Source organism: Stenotrophomonas genospecies 5, assembly GCF_054473825.1.
The window spans coordinates 922,049-945,194 of record NZ_JBTMUW010000001.1 but is presented as its reverse complement, the minus strand read 5'-3'; the positions used below and the strand labels follow the sequence as shown (position 1 = coordinate 945,194).

Here is a 23,146-nt window from a genome sequence, read left to right as displayed (position 1 = left end):
CAACCGGGATAACGCCATGTCGCCCACTTCCACCCTCGCCCGCACTGTCCTCGCCAGCACGGTGGCCGCCCTGCTCGGCGGCTGCGTGATTGCCGGCGACGTGCGCCCCTACCCCGCGATGGCGCCGCTGCAGCCGATCATGCCGCCCCAGGCGGAGCCGACGGCCGGTGCGATCTATGCGGCAGGGCCAACCCTGCAGCTGTACTCGGACCGCCGCGCGCGTGATGTCGGCGACCTGCTGACCATCACGCTGCTGGAAAACACCACCGCGCAGACCAGCGCCAACACCGCCACCAACAAGGAGTCGAACCTGAGCCTGGGGACGCCCTCGATCTTCGGTGCGCCGGTCACCCTGGGCGGCAAGGACATCCTCAGCGCCAGCGCCAAGGGCGCGCGCGACTTCACCGGCAAGGGCAACAGCGCACAGAGCAACCGCCTGCAGGGCAGCGTCACGGTCACCGTGATCCAGCGCCTGCCCAATGGCAACCTGGTCGTGCAGGGACAGAAGAATCTGCGCCTGAACCAGGGCGACGAGCTGGTGCAGGTGCAGGGCATCGTGCGCCCGGGTGACATCAGCCCGGACAACACCCTTCCCTCCAGCCGTGTGGCCGAGGCCCGCATCGTCTACGGCGGCCGCGGTCCGGTCGCGCAATCCAACGCGATGGGCTGGCTGAGCCGCTTCTTCAACTCCGGCCTGACGCCGTTCTGAGCATGGCCATGACGCTTACCTTCTTCTCTTCCTGGCACCGTCTGTCATCGCTGTGCTGCCTGGTGCTGCTGGCAGTGGCTGCGCCCGCCAATGCCGAGCGCATCAAGGATCTGGCCCAGGTCGGCGGCGTGCGCGGCAACGCGCTGGTCGGCTACGGCCTGGTGGTCGGCCTGGATGGCAGTGGCGACCGCACCAGCCAGGCCCCCTTCACCGTGCAGAGCCTGAAGAACCTGCTGGGGGAGCTGGGCGTGAATGTGCCGGCCAACGTCAATCCGCAGCTGAAGAACGTCGCCGCCGTGGCGATCCACGCCGAACTGCCACCGTTCGCCAAGCCGGGGCAGCCCATCGATGTCACCGTGTCCTCGATCGGCAACGCGGTGTCGCTGCGTGGCGGCTCGCTGCTGATGGCGCCGCTGCGCGGTGCTGATGGCCAGGTCTACGCCATCGCACAGGGCAACCTGATCGTGGGCGGCTTCGGTGCCCAGGGCAAGGATGGCTCGCGGGTGTCGGTGAACGTGCCCAGCGTCGGCCGCATTCCCAACGGTGCCACGGTCGAACGCGCGTTGCCGGATGTGTTCGGTGCCAACGGCGAAATCACCCTGAACCTGCACAACAACGACTTCACCACCGTCTCGCGGATGGTCGCCGCGCTCAACAACGCCTTCGGCGAAGGCGCGGCACGTGCCGTCGACGGCGTGACTGTGGCGGTGGCCGCGCCGACCGACCCGGGTGCACGCATCGGCCTGCTTGCCCGCATCGAGAATCTGGAGCTGACCCCGGGCAGCGCCCCGGCCAAGGTCGTGGTCAACTCGCGTACGGGCACGGTGGTCATCGGCCAGCAGGTCCGTGTCGGCCCTGCGGCGATCTCGCACGGTTCGTTGACGGTGACCATCCAGGAGAACACCAACGTCAGCCAGCCCAACGCACTGGCCGGCGGCAGCACGGTGGTCAGCCCGCAGTCGACCATCACCGCCACCAACGATGGCAGCCGCATGTTCAAGTTCAATGGCGGCACCACACTGGATGAGATCGTGCACGCGGTGAACGCCGTCGGCGCCGCGCCGGGCGACCTCATCGCGATCCTGGAGGCACTGAAGCAGGCCGGCGCGCTGAGCGCCGAACTCGAGGTGATCTGACATGCGCATCACCCCCGCCTTCGAGCTGAATCCGGCGCAGCAGAACGACCCGGCCAGGATCGACAAGGTCGCGCGGCAGCTGGAAGGCCAGTTCGCGCAGATGCTGGTCAAGAGCATGCGCGATGCCAGTTTCGGCGACTCGCTCTTTCCCGGTGAGAACAAGATGTTCCGGGAGATGTACGACCAGAAGATCGCCGAGGCGATGACCCGTGGCAAGGGACTCGGGCTGTCGGCCATGATCACCCGCCAGCTGTCCGGAGCGACCGCCGAAGGACCGGCGCTGGATACCGGCATCGGCGCTGCGAAGGCCAGCCGGGCCTATCAGCTCAACGCGCCCGCCAAGGCGGCGCCGTCGCTGCCGCTGGAGGACGCCGGCCAGGCCGTACGCATGCTGCAGCAGATGGCCGCAGGTGCACAGCAGGACGCGTCGGCCGCCATCGCGCCGATGGAACAGGCCCTGGACCTGATCGCCGGCCGCGAAAGCAGCAGCGTCCACCGGTCGCTGGGCACCGATGATCCGTACATCGCCGGGCTTGACGGCCCCGACTGGGCAGCCCGCAACGACCAGTGGGCCGCCACTGCCAGCAACCGTGGCAGCGGCACTACGACCGATGCGCTGGCGACCCGCAACGCGGTTGCCCAGCTGGGTGCGCATACCCCGGAAGGCTTCGTCGCCAGCATCTGGCAGCACGCGCAGAGCGCAGCCAGGGAGCTGGGCGTGGACGCCCGCGCGCTGGTTGCGCAGGCCGCACTGGAAACCGGCTGGGGCAAGCGCCAGATCAAGCACGCCGATGGCAGCACCTCGCACAACCTGTTCGGCATCAAGGCCAATGGCTGGAACGGGCAGCGTGCGGTGGCCGGCACCCATGAGTACGTCGATGGCGTGCGCCGCAATGAAACCGCAAGCTTCCGCGCCTACTCCTCGCCGGCCGAGAGCTTCGCCGACTACGTGCGCCTGCTGAAGACCAGCCCGCGCTACCAGCAGGCCCTGCAGGCCGGCACCGATGTGCAGGGCTTCGCCCGGGGCCTGCAGCGGGCCGGCTATGCCACCGATCCGCGCTACGCGGCCAAGATCGCCGCGATCGCCGGCGGCCCGACCATCGAGCGTGCCGTCGCCGCCGTGACCGATGCCGGCAGTCGCCTTGGCCAGACCTTCGCCAGCACCGCAACAGCGGCGCTGGGTATCACCCGTCGTTGAGGAACCCCATGTCCAGCGTACTTTCCACCGGTACCGGTGCCCTGCTCGCCTTCCAGCGCGCCCTGGCAACCACCAGCCACAACGTGGCCAACCTCAACACGCCGGGTTACAGCCGGCAGAAGGTCAATTTCGCCACGGCCGATCCGCAGAACTTCGGCTACGGCACGGTGGGCAACGGCACGCGCATCACCGACATCCGGCGCACTGCCGACCAGCTGGCGATCTCGCGCCTGCTCGACAGCAGCGGTGAGCTGGCACGCCTGAAGCAGTTGTCCGGCATGGCCGACCGAGTCAACGCGCTGTTCTCCGACGCCGCCACCAACGTCGCAGGCGTCTGGTCCAGCTTCTTCGATTCGGTCAGCGGCCTGTCTTCCAATGCCTCCGGCACGGCCGACCGGCAGAGCATGCTGGACGGTGGCAAGGCCCTGGCCAACCGTTTCGTGCAGCTCAATACCCATCTGAACAACCTCAACAGCGAGGTCAACAACGGCCTGCTCGCCGGAGCGACCGAGGTCAACCGGCTGGCGCAGGAAATCGCCCAGATCAACGGCGCCATCGGCACCAACATCGCCAGCGCGGCCCCGGACCTGCTCGATCGCCGCGACCAGCTGATCTCGCAGCTGATCGGCTATACCGGTGGCACCGCGGTGATCCAGGACGGCGGCGTGATGAACGTCTACACCGCCGGCGGCAACGCACTGGTGGTCGGCACCACCGCCACCCGGGTCACCACCGTGGCCGATCCGTACCAGCCCGAGCGCCTGCAGCTGGCACTGGAAACGCAGGGCAACACCATCACCCTGGATCCCAAGGCCGTCGGCGGCCAGATCGGTGGGCTGATGGAGTTCCGCGACACCGTGCTGACCCCGGCGCAGGCGGAACTGGGCAAGCTGGCGATCGGCCTGGCCGACAGCTTCAACCAGGTCCACCACCAGGGCGTGGATCTCTACGGCCAGCTCGGCGGTGACTTCTTCAACATCGGCACGCCGCGGGTGACGGCCAACAGTGGCAACAGCGGGACGGCCAGCATCAGTGCCAGCTTCGGCGATCTCGGCAAGCTGGACGCGCAGAACGTCGTCCTGCAGTTCGATGGCACGCAGTGGAAGGCGAGCCGCGCCGACACCGGCGCCAGCATTCCGTTGACCGGCACCGGCACCGCCGCCGATCCGCTGGTGATCAACGGCGTCGAGCTGGTGGTCGGCGGCACGCCGGCAATCAACGACCGCTTCCTGCTGCAGCCCACTGCCGGCGTGGCCGGCAGCCTGGAGATCGCCATCACCGATCCCTCGCGCATCGCAGCCGCGGCTGCCGTGAAGGGCGCCGCCGCCACCGCCAATACCGGTACGGGCAAGCTCAGCGGCGTCTCCGTGACCGATGCCGGCCATGCGGACCTGCGCAATCCTGCGGCGATCGTCTTCACTTCCGCCACCACCTACACCATCGATGGTGGCCCACCGCAGACCTACACCCCGGGCCAGACCATCAGCGCCAACGGTTGGAGTTTCGTTCTCGACGGTGCACCGCGCACCGGCGACACCTTCAACATCACCCCGACCCCGGCCGGCTCTTCGGACAACAGCAACGCGGCAAGGCTGGCCAAGGTGGAGAGCGCCAAGGCGTTCAGCAGCGGCACCGTCACCCTGAACGGCGCACTGGGCGGGCTGACCACCCAGGTCGGCGCGGCAGCGCGCTCGGCCGAGTACTCGCTTGAAGCACAGCTGGTGATCAACGAAAAGGCCCAGGACGCGCGCGACGAAATCTCCGGCGTCAACCTGGATGAGGAGGCAGCGAACATGCTCCGCCTGCAGCAGGCCTACCAGGCCGCCTCGCAGCTGATTTCCACTGCCGACAACATGTTCCAGACCATCCTGGGAGCCGTCCGCCGATGAGCAGCCGCATCTCCACCGGAATGATGTTCAACCAGTCGGTGACGCTGATGCTGGCCAAGCAGGCCAAGCTCAATCACCTGGAGCAGCAGATCGCCACCGGCAGCAAGATCGTCAGCGCCAAGGACGATCCCGTGGCCGCGGGCACCGCCGTGGGCCTGGACCGCAGCCTGGCGGCACTCGAGCGCATGGGCCTCAACGCCGGCAACGTGCAGAACCGGCTCGGCGTGCAGGAGAACACACTGGCCCAGGTCAACGATCTGATGGGCCGCGTCAGCGACCTGACGCTGCAGGCCAGCAATCCGGCGCTGAGCGCCGCGGACAAGAAGACCCTGATCACCGAGCTGAACCAGATCCGCGACGGCCTGCTGTCGCTGGCCAACAGTAGCGATGGTACCGGCCGCTATGTATTCGGTGGCACCCATGACGGCGATCCGCCGTTCGCCAAGATCGACGGCAAGGTGGTCTATCGTGGCGACCAGACCCAGCGCCAGGTGGAAGTGGGGCCGGACACCTACGTGCTCGACGCCCTGCCCGGCAGCGAGATCTTCATGCGCATTCCGACCGGCGATGGCTTCGTCGACGGCAGCGCCGCCGCAGGCAACACCGGCAAGGGCGTGCTGACCAACATCACCCGCGACGGCAGCGACAGCTGGAACGGCCAGGCCTTCAGCGTGCGCTTCACCGCCAGCGACCAGTACGAGGTGCTGGACGCAACGGGCAACGTGACCAGTACCGGCTCCCTGAAGCCCGGCGACGAACTGGAAGTGAACGGCGTGCGCCTGCAGATCACCGGCGCTGCCGAGCCCGGCGATACCTTCAACGTGCAGCCGGCCGGCAGCCGCGACATCTTCGCGACGATGGACAAGCTGATCGCCGCACTCGACGCCGATACCGGCAGCACCGCACAGCTGGCGGCGCAGCAGAACCAGCTGCAGAGTGCATTGCGCGACGTCGGTCGCGCGTCCGAGCGGATGATCGATTCGCGTGCTGCCGGCGGCTCGCAGCTCAAGGCGCTGGACAATGCAGCGGACATGCGCGAAGCCAACAGCGTGACGTTGAAGACCACCCTGTCACAGATGCGCGACCTGGACTACGCCGATGCCCTGAGCCAGTACCAGTTGCAGAGCACCGCGCTGCAGGCTGCACAGACGATCTTCTCGCAGATGCAGTCGATGTCGCTGTTCAACAAGATCGGCTGATCCGTTTCCCGCACACGCCCATGAAGGCCGCGATGCCCTGCATCGCGGTCTTTTTCGTTTCCGCAGCACCCTGCCGCTGCCTCGCCCGCCGGTGCGCCGCGCGCGTTCATTGACGACCCGCGCGCCCAGGTCCGCCCACCCGGCGCCACCAGCGGCGCCCGCCACCCCTGCCCGCCCCCCTTCCAGGCCGGTGAAACCCCGGAAAAACAGCGTCCCGCAGGCTTTTTCCGGCTCATCGAAATTCACGCCTAAAGGTTGTTGACAAAGCGCCGTTATTCATTTGGCAACGGCGAAGCACACAGCCAAACAAAAAAACAGGCGGCGCTTCGTTCCATTCACCTACGGGTTCCAAATAAGAGGAGACGACCCCATGGCACAGGTAATCAACACCAATACGATGTCGCTCAACGCTCAGCGCAACCTGAGCACCAGCGGCAACTCGCTGGCCACCACCATCCAGCGCCTCTCGTCCGGCCTGCGCATCAACAGCGCGAAGGACGACGCCGCCGGCCTGGCGATCTCGGAGCGTTTCAGCACCCAGATCCGCGGCCTGGACGTGGCCATCCGCAACGCCAACGACGGCATCTCGCTGGCCCAGGTCGCCGAAGGTTCGCTGAGCGAAGTCGGCAACAACCTGCAGCGCATCCGCGAACTGGCCGTGCAGGCCTCCAATGCCACCAACTCCAGCAGCGACCGCAAGGCCCTGCAGGCCGAAGTGACCCAGCTGGTCAGCGAAATCGACCGCGTCGCCAAGCAGAGCGACTTCAACGGCACCAAGCTGCTCGACGGCAGCTTCACCAGCCAGCTGTTCCAGGTGGGTGCCAACGCCGGCCAGGCCATCGCCATCAACAGCGTGGTCGACGCCAAGGCCAACTCGCTGGGCGCGACGACCTTCGTCAACGCTGGCAGCGCCACCCTGGATGACGCAGCCGTCGATGCCGCCGCCGGCACGCTGGCCAACATCACGGTGGGCGACGTCAGCATCGGCGACGTCACGTTCGACTACACCACCCCGCCAGGCGCGCCGGCCACCGCGGCCGAGATCGCTGCGGTGCGCAAGGTCAACCAGGACAACGCCACCAAGGCGCTGGCTGCTGCCCTGAACGGCAAGATCGGCGAAACCGGCCTGCATGCCGCGCAGTCCACCACCGCGGGCGAAGTCACCCTGACCTCGGTCAAGGCCGACAACACCGTGGCCGGTGTGACCGTGAAGATGGGGCCGACCGCCACCGCAACCGACCTGAACGCCCCCGCCGCCGGCACCGCTGCCGCCCACGTCGCCGACATCCAGATCGATACCGTCGCCGGCGCCCAGCAGGCCCTGGAGATCGTCGACAAGGCCCTGGAATCGGTCAACAGCGTCCGCGCCGACCTGGGCGCGATCCAGAACCGCTTCACCTCGGTGGTCGCCAACCTGCAGACCTCTTCCGAAAACCTGTCGGCCTCGCGCAGCCGCATCCGCGATACCGACTTCGCCAAGGAAACCGCCGAACTGACCCGCACCCAGATCCTGCAGCAGGCCGGCACGGCCATGCTGGCCCAGGCCAACCAGGTGCCGCAGAACGTGCTCAGCCTGTTGCAGCGCTGACATGAGCCGCTCCCGGGGCACGTCGGGGGCGTCTGACCCAACTCACGTGCAACCGCTCAAGGACCTCTCCTCATGGCACAAGTCATCAACACCAACACGATGTCGTTGAATGCTCAGCGTAACCTGAGCACCAGCGGCAGCTCGCTGGCCACCACCATCCAGCGCCTGTCCTCCGGTTCGCGCATCAACAGCGCCAAGGACGACGCCGCTGGCCTGGCGATCTCCGAGCGCTTCGGCACCCAGATCCGCGGCACCGATGTGGCCATCCGCAATGCCAACGACGGCATCTCGCTGGCCCAGGTCGCCGAAGGCTCGTTGACCGAGATCGGCAACAACCTGCAGCGCGTCCGCGAGTTGTCGGTGCAGGCCGCCAATGCCACCAACTCGGCCAGTGACCGCAAGGCGCTGCAGGCCGAAGTGACCCAGCTGGTCAGCGAAATCGACCGCGTTGCCAAGCAGTCCGAGTTCAACGGCACCAAGCTGCTGGACGGTTCGTTCTCCAGCCAGCTGTTCCAGGTCGGTGCCAACGCCGGCCAGGCCATCGCCATCGACAAGGTGGTCGATGCCAAGGCCGACGCACTGGGCAATGCCGTCTTCGACGCCAACACCATCGCCATCGACGAAGGCGATAGCGTCGCAGCCGATGCGGGCAAGGAAATCACCTATTCCGGCCTGACCATCGGTGGCGGCGGCCTGACCTCGGCGATCAAGATCGCCGACGTCAAGATCACCTCCACCGGCGACGCCGCCAAGGACCAGGCTGCCCTGGCCGCGGCGACCGTGACCGCGATCAACGCCAAGATCGGTGAGACCGGCGTCTACGCCGAACTCGACGGCACCACCGCCGGCCAGATCAACCTGACCTCGGTGAAGGAAAGCGTCGACAAGGACGGCAAGTTCGTCGCCATGTCGGCCACTGCGGGCACCAGCGCCGGCGTCACCGGCTTCGACAGCGCCGCCGCCACCGCCAGCACCGGCGCATCACCGGGCAAGCTGCTGAAGGACGTCGACATCAGCACCGTGAAGGGTGCCCAGCAGGCGCTGGAAGTGGTCGACAAGGCACTGGGTTCGATCAACAACACCCGCGCCGACCTGGGTGCGATCCAGAACCGCTTCACCTCGGTGGTCGCCAACCTGCAGACCTCGACGGAGAACCTGTCCGCCTCGCGCAGCCGCATCAAGGACACCGACTTCGCCAAGGAAACCGCTGAACTGACCCGTACCCAGATCCTGCAGCAGGCCGGTACGGCCATGCTGGCCCAGGCCAACCAGGTACCGCAGGGCGTGCTCAGCCTGCTGCGCTGATCCGCACCGTGATCGACTCCCGGGCGCCGGCCAGGCCGGCGCCCGGACCCTGAACCACGTACCGCCTCCGCCAAAGGAAATGCACCATGGCACAAGTCATCAACACCAATACGATGTCGCTGAATGCTCAGCGCAATCTGAGCACCAGCGGCGCCTCGCTGGCCACCACCATCCAGCGCCTGTCCTCGGGCTCGCGCATCAACAGCGCCAAGGACGACGCCGCCGGCCTGGCGATCTCCGAGCGCTTCGGCACCCAGATCCGCGGCACCGACGTCGCCATCCGCAATGCCAACGACGGCATCTCGCTGGCCCAGGTCGCCGAAGGTTCGCTGACCGAGATCGGCAACAACCTGCAGCGCATCCGTGAGCTGTCGGTGCAGTCGTCCAACGCCACCAACTCGGCCAGCGACCGCAAGGCGCTGCAGGCAGAAGTGACCCAGCTGGTCAGCGAAATCGACCGCGTCGCCAAGCAGTCCGAGTTCAACGGCACCAAGCTGCTGGACGGCTCGTTCTCCAGCCAGCTGTTCCAGGTCGGTGCCAACGCCGGCCAGGCCATTGCCATCGACAAGGTGGTGGACGCCAAGACCGAATCGCTGGGCACCGCGACCTTCGCCACCGGCGGCACGGCCATTCTGGCCGCAAGCACCGATGGCGCACGCATCACCGGCAAGGTGATGGACGTGGATATCGGCACCGTCGAGATCAAGGCCGGCGCCACCGCCGAAGAGGCCGCCAAGGCCGTGGCCACCGCCATCAATGCCAAGATCGGTGAAGCCGGCATCTATGCCGAAGCGAACAGCGACGGCACGATGAAGCTGAGCTCGGTGAAGGAAGGCAAGGACGTCGTCGCTGCCGATATCGCACTGGAGCGCAGCAATTTCGACGCTGCCGCGGGTACCTGGAGCGCGAACGCTGCTGCAGCCGCCTACACTGCGGGCACCGCTACCGCTGCCAGCGTGCAGAAGCTGGACGTGAGCACCGTGCTCGGCGCCCAGCAGGCGCTGGAAGTGGTCGACAAGGCACTGGGTTCGATCAACAACACCCGCGCCGACCTGGGTGCGATCCAGAACCGCTTCACCTCGGTGGTCGCCAACCTGCAGACCTCGACGGAGAACCTGTCCGCCTCGCGCAGCCGCATCAAGGACACCGACTTCGCCAAGGAAACCGCTGAACTGACCCGTACCCAGATCCTGCAGCAGGCCGGTACGGCCATGCTGGCCCAGGCCAACCAGGTACCGCAGGGCGTGCTCAGCCTGCTGCGCTGATCCACGGCAAGAAGGTACCGCTGCCGCCGGTCGAACCGGCGGCAGCGGCAACCCGACAGCCACGGCGCACGCAGGCGCGGGCCATGCCCGGCCCGGGACGCTTCCCGAACCGGCTTGGCATCGCCCGCCCCTGCGGACCTCTGTTTCAGCGCTGTACCTTTGACTGTACGCACCGGGCGGCTTCGTCTCCCCCCGATTGTCAGTAGCCTGATCCCTCCCCTGCTTTGGGGGAGGGTTTTTTGCAGACTCCCGGCAGCCTGCGTCGTCCCGACCGCACCCTGCCCTGTCACTCCTGCAACCTGCATGCCAAACCTGCCGTCCGGCACTGGCACGGCGCATGCATCAACGAAGTCCTCAAGACCCAGCGGCGCAGGCCGCTATTTTCGTTGACGACGGGCGGCCGCAGCGCGGCGCCCGGATTACCAGGAGAAACGACGTGGCAGACTTTGGATACGGTGGCATCGGCTCGGGCCTGGACATCTCCAGCATCGTCAGCCAGCTGGTCGCGGCCGACCGCAAGCCCGCCGACAATGCGCTGAACCTGCAGCAGTCCAAGACCAAGATGCAGCTGTCGTCGATCGGCACCGTCACCGCGGCCTTCGACAAGCTGAAGACCGCACTCACGGCACTGAAGGCCACCACGGCCTTCGACACCCGCACGGTCACCGCCAGCAAGGGCGGCAGCGGCGGTACCGACGAGATCCTGACGGCCAGCGTGGCGCTGTATGACGTCGGCACCACCAAGGCGGCCGCGTCCAATGGCACGCACATCATCGACGTCAAGTCGCTGGCGACCGCACACAAGCTGATCGCCGACACCTCCGTGCCCAAGACCGATACGTTCGCCGCCGGAACCTTGACGTTGACCGTCGGCGTCGGCGACAAGGCCAAGACCATGAACGTGGAGGTCGAGGAAGGCGACACGCTGACCACGATCCGCAACAAGATCGACGCCGCCGGCCGCAAGGAAGGCGTGCAGGCCACCCTGATCAGCTCCGGCGACAACCAGTACCTGTCGATCGCACAGGAAAAGACCGGCGCGGCAAACGCGATCAAGCTCGAATACGCCGGCAGCGACCCGAAGTTGGGAGCGCTGGTCGGCAGCCTGAAGCAGAACACCGCGGCCGCCGATGCCAAACTGACCATCGACGGCGTTGAAGTGGTGAGCGCCAGCAACACCGTGGCCGACGCCGTGCCGGGCCTGACCCTGAACCTGAAGAAGGAAGGACAGAGCACGGTCACGATCAGCACCGACACGGCCGCGGCGACCAAGGTGATGCAGGATTTCGTGACCGCGTACAACGCGGCCATCGCCGCCATCAACACCGAAACCAAGTACGACGCCAAGACCAAGGAGGCGGCAGCCCTCACCGGCGACGCACAGATGCGCGGCGCCGCCAGCCAGCTGCGCTCGGTGATGTCGGGCGTGCTCAAGTCGTTGTCCGGCGATGGCCTGGACGCCAAGGCCATCGGCCTGCAGACCCGTGGCTACCCCAATGCCGATGGCAGCCTGGTGCTTGATACCACCAAGTTCGCTGCCGCGCTTGCCAGCCAGCCGGAGAAGATCCGCCAGGCGATCACCGGCGATGCCGGCGGTGCGGGCCAGCTGTACTCGCTGGTCGACGGCTACGTGAGCACGACGGTCGGCAAGGAGGGTGCGTTCGTTGCCCGCACCAAGGGCCTGAACAACACCCTGGACAGCATCGACAAGCGCCGCAAGGACCTGGATACACGCATGGTCGGCGTGGAGGCACGGTACAAGAAGCAGTTCCTCGCACTGGACAGCCTGATGGGCAAGCTGCAGCAGAGCAGTTCGGCGCTGCAGCAGCAGCTGGCGCAGTTGAACGGTTGACGGACGCGCGCGGCACTCAAGTTTGGTGCCGAACGCACCGATAACGGACGCAACAGCAATCATCGCGGTACTGCCGGCAGTGATCGTCACGATCCTGCTGCAGCACCCAGCGCAAGGAGAATCACGAATGTACGGTTCCAGCCGTCAGTACGCCGAGCAGTACCGCCAGGTGGGTGTGACCAGTGCGGTCACCGATGCCGATCCGCACAAGCTGGTGGCCCTGTTGCTGGCGGGCGCGCTGGAGCGCGTGCGGCGCGCACTGGCCAGCCTCGAGCGCGGCGACCATGCCGGCAAGGGCAAGGCGATCGGCGAGGTCTGCGCCATCGTCGGCCACCTCAACGGCTCGCTGGACCATGAGGCCGGCGGCGAGATTGCCGGCAATCTTTCGTCCCTCTACGACTACGTGCTGCAGCGCCTGACCGAGGCCAACCTGCACAACGACCGCGCCGCCCTGGACGAATCGCTGCAGCTGCTGGGCGAGATCGACAGCGCCTGGAACGCAATTCCGCACGAGCAGCGCCGTACGGCAGCGGTGGCACCATGAGCCTGCAGGCACTGCATGCGCAGCTGGATGCTTTCGAGAAGGCGCTGGGTGAAGATGCCTTCGACACCGCCGACAGCCTGCTCGAAGGCCATGACAGCAAGCTGCACGCGCTGTTGAGCCAACCGCTGGCGGCCGCCGACCATGGGCCACTGACCGCGCTGTTCGAACGCCAGCAGAGCCTGCTGACCCTGCTGCGCCATCGCCGCGACGCGGTGGCCGTGCAGCTGCACGATGGACGGCGCTCCCTTCGCGCCGCGCACGCCTACCTGCAGGCAGAATCGCTGGCATGACCCTCCTGCCGACCACGTCGCTGCATCACCCGGCCGAAAGCGAGCTGTTCGACGAGACGCTCAGCTGCGAACTGGCGCTGCCGGTCGAGTTCCAGGCCGGCAATGCGGCGGGACGTACCAGCAGCGCCGAAGGCCTGCTGCGCAGCCTGGCGCTGGTCGAGGACAGCCGTGTCGATGAACACGACGAGCGCAGCGAGGCCAGCCTTCCGCTGCAGCGGCTGGAAGCCAAGCTGGATCTGGCCATGGTGCTGCTGGGCCGGCTCGTGCGTCAGCAGGGCCCGGCATTGACCCTGCGCCCGGTGCGCTGGTCCCGGCGCGGCATCCGCCTGCAGTTGGGCCCCCGCAGTGGCGCGGCCCCGGGCCAGGCCGGCGTGGTCCGCGTGCAGCCCAGCGACTGGCTGCCCGACCATATCGATCTGCCGGTGGAAGTGGTTGCCGAGGCCGCCGACGGCAGTGGAGGCCACTATCTCTGGCTGCGTTTCCATCGCCTCGGCGACGGGCTGGAAATGGCCATGGAGCGGCATCTGTTCCGCCTGCACAGACGTCAGGTGGCCGAAGCAAGGCGGGCGCGCTGAACCCTGGCACGCCCGCCCGCAACGGACGACGCTTGGCTCGCCCGTTCAGCTAAGTTAAGGTGGACTCCCCTCCCGGACCTCCAGCGTGCCTGTGCGAGTTCTCATCGTCGACGATCACACCCTGGTCCGCGCCGGCCTGGCGCGGCTGCTGCAGGGGTTTGCCGACGTGCAGCTCGTGGCCGAGGCCAGCAACGCCGAGCAGGCGCTGCAACTGGCCCTGCAGCACGCTCCGGACGTGGTGCTGATGGATCTGTCCCTGCCCGGACGCACCGGCCTGGAAGCACTCAGCGACATCCGCATGCGCGCACCCGGCACCCGGGTGGTGATGATGACCATGCACGATGATGCCGCCCACGTGCGCGACGCACTGGATCGCGGTGCCGTCGGCTTCGTGGTCAAGGATGCCGCGCCGCAGGAACTGGAACTGGCGCTGCGCGCCGCACACGCCGGCCAGGTGTTCCTGAGCCCGCAGATCTCGGCGAAGATGCTGGCGCCCATGCTCGGCCGCGAGAAGCCCACCGGCATCGCCGCGCTGTCACCCCGCCAGCGCGAGATCCTGCGCCGCATCGGCAAAGGCGAAAGCAACAAGGAAATCGCCGCCGATCTCGGCATCAGCGTCAAGACCGTGGAAACCCACCGCGCGCGCATGATGGAATCGCTGGGGTGCCGCCGCGCCAACGACCTGCTGCTGCTCGCCGCCCGCCACCAGCACGAGCTGGAGTGACCGCGCGACCCGGATGACGGGTTCCCGTCACCCCCACAGGCACTGACGGAATCCCGTACACGCCGGCACGACGCCCCGACCGCGTACGCAACAGGAAATCAAGGACTTGCGACCGGGGAACGTCAACATCCCGCGCCCATGTCAGGAAAACCCCTACACGCTGTCGGGTAATTCACCAACCACCTCAGGAACCCCCTGATTCCGCACCCGCCGGATCAGAAGCAAGATGCGTTCCACAAGGCGTCGGGGAGCGGCGCCGGGGAACCACGATGAAGGCTGCACTCTCGGCCCAGCTGGGCCAACAACTTCACCTCACCCCGCAGCTGCTGCAGTCGATCCGGCTGCTGCAGCTGGACGGACTGCATCTGGAACAGGAAATCCAGCGCCTGCTCGACTCCAACCCGATGCTGGAGATCGAGGATGCCGAAGCACCTGCACCCGAACCCGGCGACGCCGGCGCCACCACGCTGGAAACCGCGGCGTTCGACGAGCTGCCGGAATCCTCGATGTGGGACGTTGCCGGCGCCAGCTGGCAGGACGGCGACGACGACCGGATGGCACGCATCGCGGCGGGCGAATCGAGTGATCCGCAGCTGCGCGTGCTGCAGCGGCTGGCACTGGACCTGGACGACCGCGAGCTGGCGGTCGCCGCCTTCTGGCTCGAGCATTGCGATGACGCCGGCTATCTGCAGGCACCGCTGGCACAGCTGCAACTGCTGGCCAGCGCCCAGTTCGACATCGCCGCCGATGGTGTCGAAGCGGTCCGCCAGCGCCTGCTGCATGGCGAGCCCGCCGGCATGGCCGCGCGGGACCTTCGCGAAAGCCTGCAGGCCCAGCTGCGCAGCCTGGACGGCGTGGTTCCTGCGCGGCATCTGGCTACCCGCATCCTTGCGGGCGCGCTCGAGCCGCTGGCCGCGCACGACTACCCCGCCCTCGCCCGCCTGCATGACGCCGAGATCGGTGACGCGCGCGAAGCAGTGCGACTGATCCTCTCGCTGCAACCCCGCCCGGGTGACAACCTGCTGCCGGAACGCAATGCCGTGGTGGTACCGGACGTGGTCGCCTGGCACGCCGACGGCCAGTGGAAAGTGGCCCTCAATCCGGCGACCAGCCGCCGCGTATCGATCAACACGCAGTACGAACAGGCGCTGGCCGACAGCAACGAGGCTGCACCGGCGCTGCGCGAGATGCTGCAGGAAGCGCGCTGGTTCAGCCGTGGCCTGTCGATGCGCTATGACACCCTGCTGCGTACCGCGCGGGTGATCGTCGAGCGCCAGGCTGCGTTCCTGGTCCGGGGCGAGGAAGCGATGGCGCCGCTGACCCTGAAGGAAGTGGCCGAGGAGATCGGCATGCACGAGTCCACCGTCTCGCGCATCACCACCGGCAAGTACCTGCAGACCCCGCGTGGCACCTTCGAGCTGAAGCACTTCTTCGCGGTGCGCCTGGAAGGCGCCAGCGTCTCCGGCCAAGCGGTGAAGGCCATGGTGCGCCGCCTGATCGATGCCGAGCCGGCCGGTCGGCCGCTGGCCGATGAGGCCATCGCCGCCCTGCTTTCGCGCCAGGGGGTGAACATTGCCCGCCGAACCGTCGCAAAATACCGAGAACAACTGGATATCGCCCCGGCCCGCGAACGGCGCCGGCTCAGCGCCAGGCAACCGCAGCTGGCCCGGGTGGGCTGAAAAGGATGTTGGACATGAACACGCTCACGGTCCTGCTGGTCGACGACCACGAAGGTTTCATCAACGCAGCGATGCGCCATTTCCGCAAGATCGACTGGCTGCAGATCGTCGGCAGTGCCGGCAACGGCCTGGAAGCGATCGAGCGCTCGGAGACCCTGCGCCCGCAGGTGGTGCTGATGGACCTGGCAATGCCGGAAATGGGCGGCCTGCAGGCGACCCGCCTGATCAAGTCGCAGGATGACGCCCCGTACATCGTCATCGCCAGCCACTTCGATGACGCCGAGCACCGCGAGCATGCACTGCGTGCCGGCGCCGACAATTTCGTCAGCAAGCTGTCCTACATCCAGGAAGTGATGCCGATCCTGGAAGGCCTCAGGGAGGATCGATCGTGAGCGAGTCGCGCATCCTGGTGCTGGACAACGACGCCGTGCGTGCCGAACGCACCGTTGCCCTGCTGGAATTCATGGACTTCAATCCGCGCTGGGTTTCCGACGCGGCAGACTTCGACCTGGGGCGGCAGCGCCAGAGCGACTGGATGGCGGTGATCGTCGGCAGCCTCGACGACAGCGCCGCCAGCACCGCCCTCTACGCATGGCTGGGCGGCAGCAGCCTGCCGCCGCCGGTGCTGCTGGCCGATGGCCAGGCCAGTGCCTTCGCCCACCGCCACGGCCTGCATGAAGCCAACATCTGGCCGCTGGAGACGCCGCTGCGCCATGCGCAGATGGAAGCCCTGCTGCGCCGTGCCAGCCTCAAGCGCCTGGATGCCGAGCACCAGGCGGGCGCCGTGCAGGAGCAGGGACCCACCGGCAATGGTGCCGCTGTGAGCGCGCTGCGCACGATGATCGACCAGGTCGCGGCATTTGATACCACCGTCCTGGTGCTGGGCGAGTCGGGCACCGGCAAGGAAGTGGTCTCGCGCGCCATCCACCAGCGCTCGCCGCGCCGCGACGGGCCATTCGTGGCGATCAACTGTGGCGCCATTCCAGCCGACCTGCTCGAGAGCGAACTGTTCGGCCACGAGAAGGGTGCCTTCACCGGCGCGCTGACCGCGCGCAAGGGCCGCTTCGAAATGGCGGAGGGCGGCACCCTGCTGCTGGATGAGATCGGCGACATGAGCCTGCCGATGCAGGTCAAGCTGCTGCGCGTGCTGCAGGAGCGCAGCTTCGAGCGTGTCGGCGGCAACCAGACCATCCGCTGCAACGTGCGGGTGATCGCAGCGACCCACCGCGATCTGGAGAGTCGGATCGCCGACGGCAAGTTCCGCGAAGACCTGTTCTACCGCCTCAATGTGTTCCCGATCGACGTGCCGGCCCTGCGCGAACGGCGCGAGGATCTGCCGGCACTGGTGGAAACCATTGCCGCGCAGCTGGCGCGCACCGGCCGCGGCGAAGTCCGTTTCACTGCCGAAGCCCTGCAGGCGCTGGCGGGCTACGAATGGCCAGGCAACGTACGCGAGCTGACCAATCTGGTCGAACGCCTGGCGGTGCTGCATCCGGGTGGTTCGGTCCGCGTGCAGGACCTTCCCGCGCGCTACCGGGGCGACGCCCTGCTGGCCCCCGTCAGCACCCCGGCCGCGGTACCGGCAGCACCCAGCGAAGAGCGATTGGACCTGCGCAGCTTCTCCTTCCACACCCCCGGCAGCGGCGGCCAGCCGTCGCTGGAGCACGGCATCGCGGTCAACCGCGCTGCGGCTGCCACTGCCCTGCCCGACGACGGCCTGGACCTGCGCAACCACATGGCCAGCATCGAGCTGGGCCTGATCAATGAAGCGCTGGAGCGGACGCAGGGGGTGGTCGCCCACGCCGCGCAGCTGCTGGGCCTGCGCCGCACCACTTTGGTGGAAAAACTGCGCAAATACGGCATCGAACGCGAGCAGGCCGAACTGGCCAGCTGAGCGTGATCGCCAGCATGAAGGGGGCACGGACGCCTGGGCTTGCCCGGGCGTTCGTGTATCCGGCGGCCGCCGGCAAGGCCAAAAAACCGACGCCGGTTCACTGACACCGGCAGATGACGACAGCGTATCGGCACGCCAGCTCGCCCTTCCTCCGCCGAACGCAAACTTCCGTCACGTTTCTGAACCACTCAGGCGTTCCGGCACGGCACTTGCAGTGATCCCTGCAGATTCCCCACCCCTGTTCCTGGAACCGTTGCAGATGTCCCACTCCGTCACTTCGATCCTTTCGCAGATCCGCACCTACCAGTCCCAGATGGGACAGCCGGTGCTCAATCCGCTGGCTGAAGCGCCGCGCAGCAATGCCCTTCCGGGTGCGGTGCTGGATGCGCCGCAGGTGCAGCCGGCCAGCTTCACCGAGACCCTGCGCGGTGCGATTGCCGGCGTCAACAATGCGCAGCAGACGTCCGGCGCGCTGGCCAAGGCGTTCGAGATGGGCGAACCCGGCGCCGACCTGGCCAAGGTGATGGTCGCCTCGCAGCAATCCCAGATCGCCTTCCGCGCCACCGTGGAAGTCCGCAACCGTCTCGTCCAGGCCTACCAGGACGTGATGAACATGCCGCTGTAAGGAACTTGACGCATGGCACTGACGCTTTCCAAGGACAGCCTGAACGCCGAGAAGGCGGGGCAATGGTTCGACCGCCTGCAGAGCCTGCAGATCACCCGTCGGCTGGGGCTGATGGCGATGATCGCAGTGGCGGTGGCGGCGGGCCTGTTCGTGTTCTTCTGGTCACAGAAGCCCGGCATGGTTCCGCTGTATACCGGCCTGGACCAGAAGGCCACCGCTGAAGCGACCGACCTGCTGCGTGCAGCGCAGATCCCGTTTGCCCTGGACCCGGCAACCGGTGGCATCACCGTGCCGGAGAAGAACCTGCATGACGCCCGCCTGAAGCTGGCCGGCTCCGGCCTGACCGACAGCGGCAAGCTGGGTTTCGAGCTGATGGAGCGCGACCCGGGCTTCGGTGTCAGCCAGTTCGTGGAAAGCGCGCGCTACCAGCACGCGCTGGAGACCGAACTGTCGCGCACCATCAATACGCTGCGACCGGTGCGTGACTCACGCGTACATCTCGCCATCCCCAAGCCCAGCGCCTTCACCCGCCAGCGCGACGTCGCCAGTGCTTCGGTAACCCTGGAACTGCGCGGTGGCCAGCAGCTGGAACGCAGCCAGGTAGATGCGATCGTGCACATGGTCGCCGCCAGCATTCCGGACCTGTCGCCGGAACGGGTGACCGTGGTCGACCAGAGCGGGCGCATGCTCAGCATCAGCGACCCGAACAGCGAAGCGGCGGTCAACGCCGCCCAGTTCGAGCAGGTCCGCAGGCAGGAGACCTCCTTCAACCAGCGCATCCGCGAGTTGCTGGAACCGATGACCGGCCCGGGCCGCGTCAATCCGGAAGTCAGCGTGGACATGGACTTCTCGGTCACCGAGGAAGCGCGTGAGCTGTACAACGGCGAGCCGGCCAAGCTGCGCAGCGAACAGATGAGCGAGAACACCACCAGCACGCCCGGACCGCAGGGTGTGCCTGGCGCAACCAGCAACACGCCTCCGGGCCAGGCTGCGCCGCCACAGACCGCGCAGACGCCGAGCGAAAGCAGCAAGAACGCCACGCGCAACTACGAGCTGGACCGCACGCTGCAGCACACCCGCCAGCCGGCCGGCCGCATCAAGCGCGTGTCGGTGGCGGTGCTGGTGGACAACGTGCCGCGCCCCGGCGCCAATGGTGCACTTACCCCGCAGCCGCTGTCGGCTGCCGAACTGACCCGCGTCGAGGCGCTGGTCAAGCAGGCCGTCGGCTTCAGCGCCGAGCGGGGCGATACGGTCTCGGTGATGAATGCCCCGTTCGTGCGCGAGACCACACCGGTGGAAGGCCCGGCTTGGTGGGAGCTGCCGTGGGTGCACGATGCCGGCCGCATGCTGCTGGGGGCCATTGTGGTGCTGGCGCTGCTGTTCGGCGTACTGCGTCCGGCGCTGCGTGCCATCACCGGCCAGGCGAAGAAGCACGACCCGCTGGCACTGGAACCGCATACCGCTGACGTACAGCTGGTCGATGACGATGGCAGCCCGCTGCCGGCCCTGGGTGCCGAGCGCGCTGGCCTGGGTGGACCGGAGGCGCTGGCCCTGCCGGTGGACTCCTACGAGGAACGACTGCGGATGGCCCGTGAAGCCGTGAAGACCGACTCCAAGCGCGTGGCCCAGGTGGTCAAGGGTTGGGTGGCCAATGACTGAGGTACCGCTGACCGGAGTGCAGCGCGCCGCCGTGCTGCTGCTGTCGCTGGGTGAACTGGACGCGGCCGAAGTGCTGCGCCACATGGAACCCAAGGAAGTCCAGAAGATCGGCATCGCGATGGCCACCATGTCCGACATCACCCGCGAACAGGTGGAACGGGTGATGGACCAGTTCGGCCAGGAGCTGGGCTCCAAGACCTCGCTGGGCGTGGGGTCGGACGACTACATCCGCAACATGCTGGTGCAGGCACTGGGCAGCGAAAAGGCCGGCAACCTGATCGATCGCATCCTGCTGGGCCGCAACACCACCGGCCTGGATGCGCTGAAGTGGATGGATCCGCGTGCGGTCGCCGACCTGGTCCGCAACGAGCACCCGCAGATCATCGCCATCGTCATGGCCCACCTGGAAACCGACCAGGCCGCCGATGCGCTGAAACTGCTGCCCGACCGCACCCGCGTGGACGTGCTGCTGCGCATCGCCACCCTCGATGGCATTCCGCCGAACGCACTCAATGAACTCAACGAGATCATGGAGCGCCAGTTCGCCGGCAACCAGAACCTGAAGTCATCCAACATCGGCGGCGTACAGTGCGCGGCCAACATCCTCAACTTCATGGACAGCGGCCAGGACCAGGCGATTCTGGGCGAGATCGCACGCATCGACGCGCCGTTGAGTGGCCGCATCCAGGACCTGATGTTCGTGTTCGACGACCTGGTGGATCTGGACGACCGCGAGATGCAGCTGGTGCTGCGCGAAGTCAGCGGCGAGCGGCTGGGGCTGGCCCTGCGCGGCGCCGACATCAAGGTCCGCGACAAGATCACCCGCAACATGTCCCAGCGTGCCGCCGAGATCCTGCTGGAGGACATGGAGGCCCGTGGGCCGGTGCGTCTGTCCGACGTGGAAGGCGCTCAGCGCGAGATCCTGGCCATCGTCAAGCGCATGGCCGATGAAGGCACCATCACCATCGGCGGCAGCGCGGAGGCCATGCTGTGAGCACGGTCGTGCGCTGGCTCGCCCCTGACCTGCTGGCCCAGCCGGAACCCGTGCTGGAACAGGAGGACGCGTCCGGGCATGCCGGGCCGGACCCGGAGCACGAGCCGGAACCGCCGCTGCAGTTGCCGACCCTGGAAGAGATACAGGCCATCCAGGACAGTGCCGAGAAGGAAGGCTTCCAGCACGGCCATGCGGAGGGCTATGGCCAGGGCCAGGCCGAGGTGCGCCGGCTTGCCGCGCAGATCGAGGGCATCCTGGACAACTTCAGCCGCCCGCTGGTCCGCCTGGAGAACGAGGTGGTCGGTGCGCTGGGAGAGCTGGCGGTCCGCATCGCCGGTGCCCTGGTCGGTCGCGCCTACGAGGCCGAACCGGCGCTGCTGGCACAGCTGGTCGGCGAAGCCATCGATGCGGTCGGCGGCAGCACGCGCGAAGTGGAAGTGCGCCTGCACCCGGACGACATCGCTGCCCTCGCCCCCTTGCTCACCCTGCCACCGCAGCAGCGGCTGGTTGCCGACACCAGCCTCAGCCGCGGCGACCTGCGCGTGCATGCCGAGGCCGTGCGCATCGACGGCACTCTCGAAGCCCGCCTGCGTGGCGCGCTGGACGCAGTGATCCGCCAGACCGGAGCGAACGCATGACGGCCGAAACGCCACTGCCGCCGCCTGCGGCCGACTGGGCCCTGGCCCGCAATCTACGGTTGGCCCGTCGCCTGGACGGGCTGCGCGTGGACACCGCGCACGGCCGTGGCCTGATCCGCGAAGGCGTGCTGCGCCGCGCGGTCGGGCTGACCCTGGAAGCGGTCGGCTGCGAAGCACCGCTGGGGGCCAGCTGCAAGGTCGAAGTGGTCGACGGTGGCTGGGTGGATGCCGAAGTGGTCGGCTTCGCCGGTGAGCGCACCTACCTGATGCCCAGCGCCGAACTGCATGGCCTGTTGCCCAACGCGCGGGTCGTGCCATCGGCACGGCGCGGCGGCGTGGAAGTGGGCGAAGGCCTGCTCGGCCGGGTGATCGACAGCGATGGCGTACCGCTGGACGGCAAGGGCCCGATCCGTGCCGAAGGCCACGTCGGCATGGCCGGTGTGTCGATCAATCCACTCGCGCGCGAGCCGATCACCCAGCCACTGGATGTGGGCGTGCGCGCCATCAACGCACTGCTGCCGATCGGCCGTGGCCAGCGTGTCGGCCTGTTCGCCGGCTCCGGCGTCGGCAAATCGACACTGCTGGGCATGATGACCCGCTACACCGCTGCCGACGTCATCGTGGTCGGGCTGATCGGCGAACGCGGCCGCGAAGTGCGCGATTTCGTCGAAACCACGCTGGGCGAGGAAGGCCTGCGCCGCGCGGTGGTGGTCGCCAGCCCGGCCGACCGGCCACCGCTGGCGCGCCTGCATGGCGCCTACCGTGCAACCGCCATTGCCGAATGGTTCCGCGACCAGGGCCTGAACGTCCTGCTGCTGATGGACTCGTTGACCCGCTTCGCGCAGGCACAGCGCGAGATCGGCCTGTCGGTGGGCGAACCGCCGACCACGCGCGGCTACCCGCCGTCGGTGTTCGCCAAGCTGCCCGCGCTGGTCGAACGCGCCGGCAACGGCGCCAAGGGGCGCGGCTCCATCACCGCGTTCTACACCGTACTGACCGAAGGCGACGATCCGCAGGATCCGATCGCAGACGCCGCACGCGCGATCCTCGACGGCCACATCCTGCTGTCGCGCCGGGTCGCGGACAGCGGCCTGTACCCGGCCATCGACGTGGAATCGTCCGTCAGCCGCGTGGTCACGGAAATCGCCGACGAACCGTGGCGCCTGCGCATCCGCAAGCTCAAGCGGCTGGTGTCGGCCTACTCGGCCAACCGCGACCTGATCGCCATCGGCGCCTACCAGCGCGGCAACGACGCAGCCACCGACGAAGCCCTGGAACGCTGGCCGGAAATCATGGAATTCCTGGGACAGGACGTGGCCAAGGCCGCGGATCTCCCGCACAGCCAGGCGGCGCTGCAGCGCCTGGTGGAAAACGAGGTGTAAG

General features: G+C 67.5%; 21 protein-coding genes. All 21 read left to right on the top strand.

Annotated features, from left to right (window positions below):
• Nucleotides 1–16: 16 nt before the first annotated feature.
• A complete protein-coding gene (gene flgH / locus ACX9OW_RS04420) occupies nt 17–709 on the top strand; it encodes a flagellar basal body L-ring protein FlgH (protein ID WP_253118440.1) in 693 nt (230 codons plus the stop codon).
• An 8-nt stretch (nt 710–717) separates the two neighbouring features.
• Nucleotides 718–1,845, top strand: coding sequence for a flagellar basal body P-ring protein FlgI (locus tag ACX9OW_RS04415; protein WP_414487527.1), 1,128 nt, complete (start codon nt 718–720; stop codon nt 1,843–1,845).
• Nucleotide 1,846: 1 nt separating this feature from the next.
• A complete protein-coding gene (gene flgJ, locus ACX9OW_RS04410; RefSeq protein ID WP_262218047.1) occupies nt 1,847–3,043 on the top strand; it encodes a flagellar assembly peptidoglycan hydrolase FlgJ in 1,197 nt (398 codons plus the stop codon).
• 8 nt (nt 3,044–3,051) lie between these two features.
• Nucleotides 3,052–4,932, top strand: coding sequence for a flagellar hook-associated protein FlgK (flgK, locus tag ACX9OW_RS04405; protein WP_053517907.1), 1,881 nt, complete (start codon nt 3,052–3,054; stop codon nt 4,930–4,932).
• Nucleotides 4,929–6,131 carry a flagellar hook-associated protein FlgL gene (gene flgL / locus ACX9OW_RS04400; RefSeq protein WP_053517905.1) on the top strand — a complete coding sequence of 401 codons (1,203 nt, stop codon included), beginning with the start codon at nt 4,929–4,931 and terminating at the stop codon, nt 6,129–6,131. The genes flgK and flgL overlap by 4 nt, the downstream gene beginning before the upstream one ends.
• A 370-nt stretch (nt 6,132–6,501) precedes the next feature.
• Nucleotides 6,502–7,719: a flagellin gene (locus tag ACX9OW_RS04395; RefSeq protein ID WP_053517904.1), complete on the top strand. Its 1,218-nt coding sequence runs from the start codon at nt 6,502–6,504 to the stop codon at nt 7,717–7,719.
• Between the two features lie 72 nt (nt 7,720–7,791).
• Nucleotides 7,792–9,024 carry a flagellin gene (locus ACX9OW_RS04390; RefSeq protein ID WP_065176170.1) on the top strand — a complete coding sequence of 411 codons (1,233 nt, stop codon included), beginning with the start codon at nt 7,792–7,794 and terminating at the stop codon, nt 9,022–9,024.
• Between the two features lie 86 nt (nt 9,025–9,110).
• A complete protein-coding gene (locus tag ACX9OW_RS04385; protein ID WP_312550813.1) occupies nt 9,111–10,289 on the top strand; it encodes a flagellin in 1,179 nt (392 codons plus the stop codon).
• Nucleotides 10,290–10,725: 436 nt separating this feature from the next.
• Nucleotides 10,726–12,141 carry a flagellar filament capping protein FliD gene (gene fliD / locus ACX9OW_RS04380; RefSeq protein WP_053519585.1) on the top strand — a complete coding sequence of 472 codons (1,416 nt, stop codon included), beginning with the start codon at nt 10,726–10,728 and terminating at the stop codon, nt 12,139–12,141.
• Between the two features lie 127 nt (nt 12,142–12,268).
• A complete protein-coding gene (fliS, locus tag ACX9OW_RS04375; RefSeq protein WP_053519586.1) occupies nt 12,269–12,685 on the top strand; it encodes a flagellar export chaperone FliS in 417 nt (138 codons plus the stop codon).
• The gene (locus ACX9OW_RS04370) at nt 12,682–12,975 is read left to right on the top strand and encodes a hypothetical protein (protein ID WP_193396550.1); all 294 of its coding nucleotides are present in this window, start codon (nt 12,682–12,684) and stop codon (nt 12,973–12,975) included. The genes fliS and ACX9OW_RS04370 overlap by 4 nt, the downstream gene beginning before the upstream one ends.
• On the top strand, nt 12,972–13,550 hold the full coding sequence (locus tag ACX9OW_RS04365; RefSeq protein WP_053519588.1) for a PilZ domain-containing protein: 579 nt from the start codon (nt 12,972–12,974) through the stop codon (nt 13,548–13,550). Before ACX9OW_RS04370 ends, ACX9OW_RS04365 begins: the two co-directional genes overlap by 4 nt.
• 91 nt (nt 13,551–13,641) lie before the next feature.
• Nucleotides 13,642–14,274: a response regulator gene (locus ACX9OW_RS04360; protein WP_053519589.1), complete on the top strand. Its 633-nt coding sequence runs from the start codon at nt 13,642–13,644 to the stop codon at nt 14,272–14,274.
• A 269-nt stretch (nt 14,275–14,543) separates the two neighbouring features.
• Complete coding sequence (gene rpoN, locus ACX9OW_RS04355; RefSeq protein WP_459061983.1) at nt 14,544–15,953, top strand: RNA polymerase factor sigma-54; 1,410 nt, start codon at nt 14,544–14,546, stop codon at nt 15,951–15,953.
• Nucleotides 15,954–15,967: 14 nt separating this feature from the next.
• Nucleotides 15,968–16,345, top strand: coding sequence for a response regulator (locus tag ACX9OW_RS04350; protein WP_053519591.1), 378 nt, complete (start codon nt 15,968–15,970; stop codon nt 16,343–16,345).
• Nucleotides 16,342–17,847: a sigma-54 dependent transcriptional regulator gene (locus ACX9OW_RS04345; RefSeq protein WP_253118439.1), complete on the top strand. Its 1,506-nt coding sequence runs from the start codon at nt 16,342–16,344 to the stop codon at nt 17,845–17,847. The genes ACX9OW_RS04350 and ACX9OW_RS04345 overlap by 4 nt, the downstream gene beginning before the upstream one ends.
• Before the next feature lie 259 nt (nt 17,848–18,106).
• Complete coding sequence (gene fliE / locus ACX9OW_RS04340; protein ID WP_053519593.1) at nt 18,107–18,472, top strand: flagellar hook-basal body complex protein FliE; 366 nt, start codon at nt 18,107–18,109, stop codon at nt 18,470–18,472.
• Nucleotides 18,473–18,484: 12 nt separating this feature from the next.
• Entirely contained in the window at nt 18,485–20,131 is a 1,647-nt protein-coding gene (gene fliF, locus ACX9OW_RS04335) for a flagellar basal-body MS-ring/collar protein FliF (protein WP_065176166.1), read from the top strand.
• Nucleotides 20,132–20,138: 7 nt separating this feature from the next.
• A complete protein-coding gene (gene fliG, locus ACX9OW_RS04330; protein ID WP_053519595.1) occupies nt 20,139–21,125 on the top strand; it encodes a flagellar motor switch protein FliG in 987 nt (328 codons plus the stop codon).
• Nucleotides 21,122–21,763, top strand: a complete 642-nt coding sequence (locus ACX9OW_RS04325) for a FliH/SctL family protein (protein ID WP_053519596.1) — start codon at nt 21,122–21,124, stop codon at nt 21,761–21,763. The genes fliG and ACX9OW_RS04325 overlap by 4 nt, the downstream gene beginning before the upstream one ends.
• Entirely contained in the window at nt 21,760–23,145 is a 1,386-nt protein-coding gene (locus ACX9OW_RS04320) for a FliI/YscN family ATPase (RefSeq protein WP_053519597.1), read from the top strand. The genes ACX9OW_RS04325 and ACX9OW_RS04320 overlap by 4 nt, the downstream gene beginning before the upstream one ends.
• Nucleotide 23,146 lies beyond the last annotated feature (1 nt).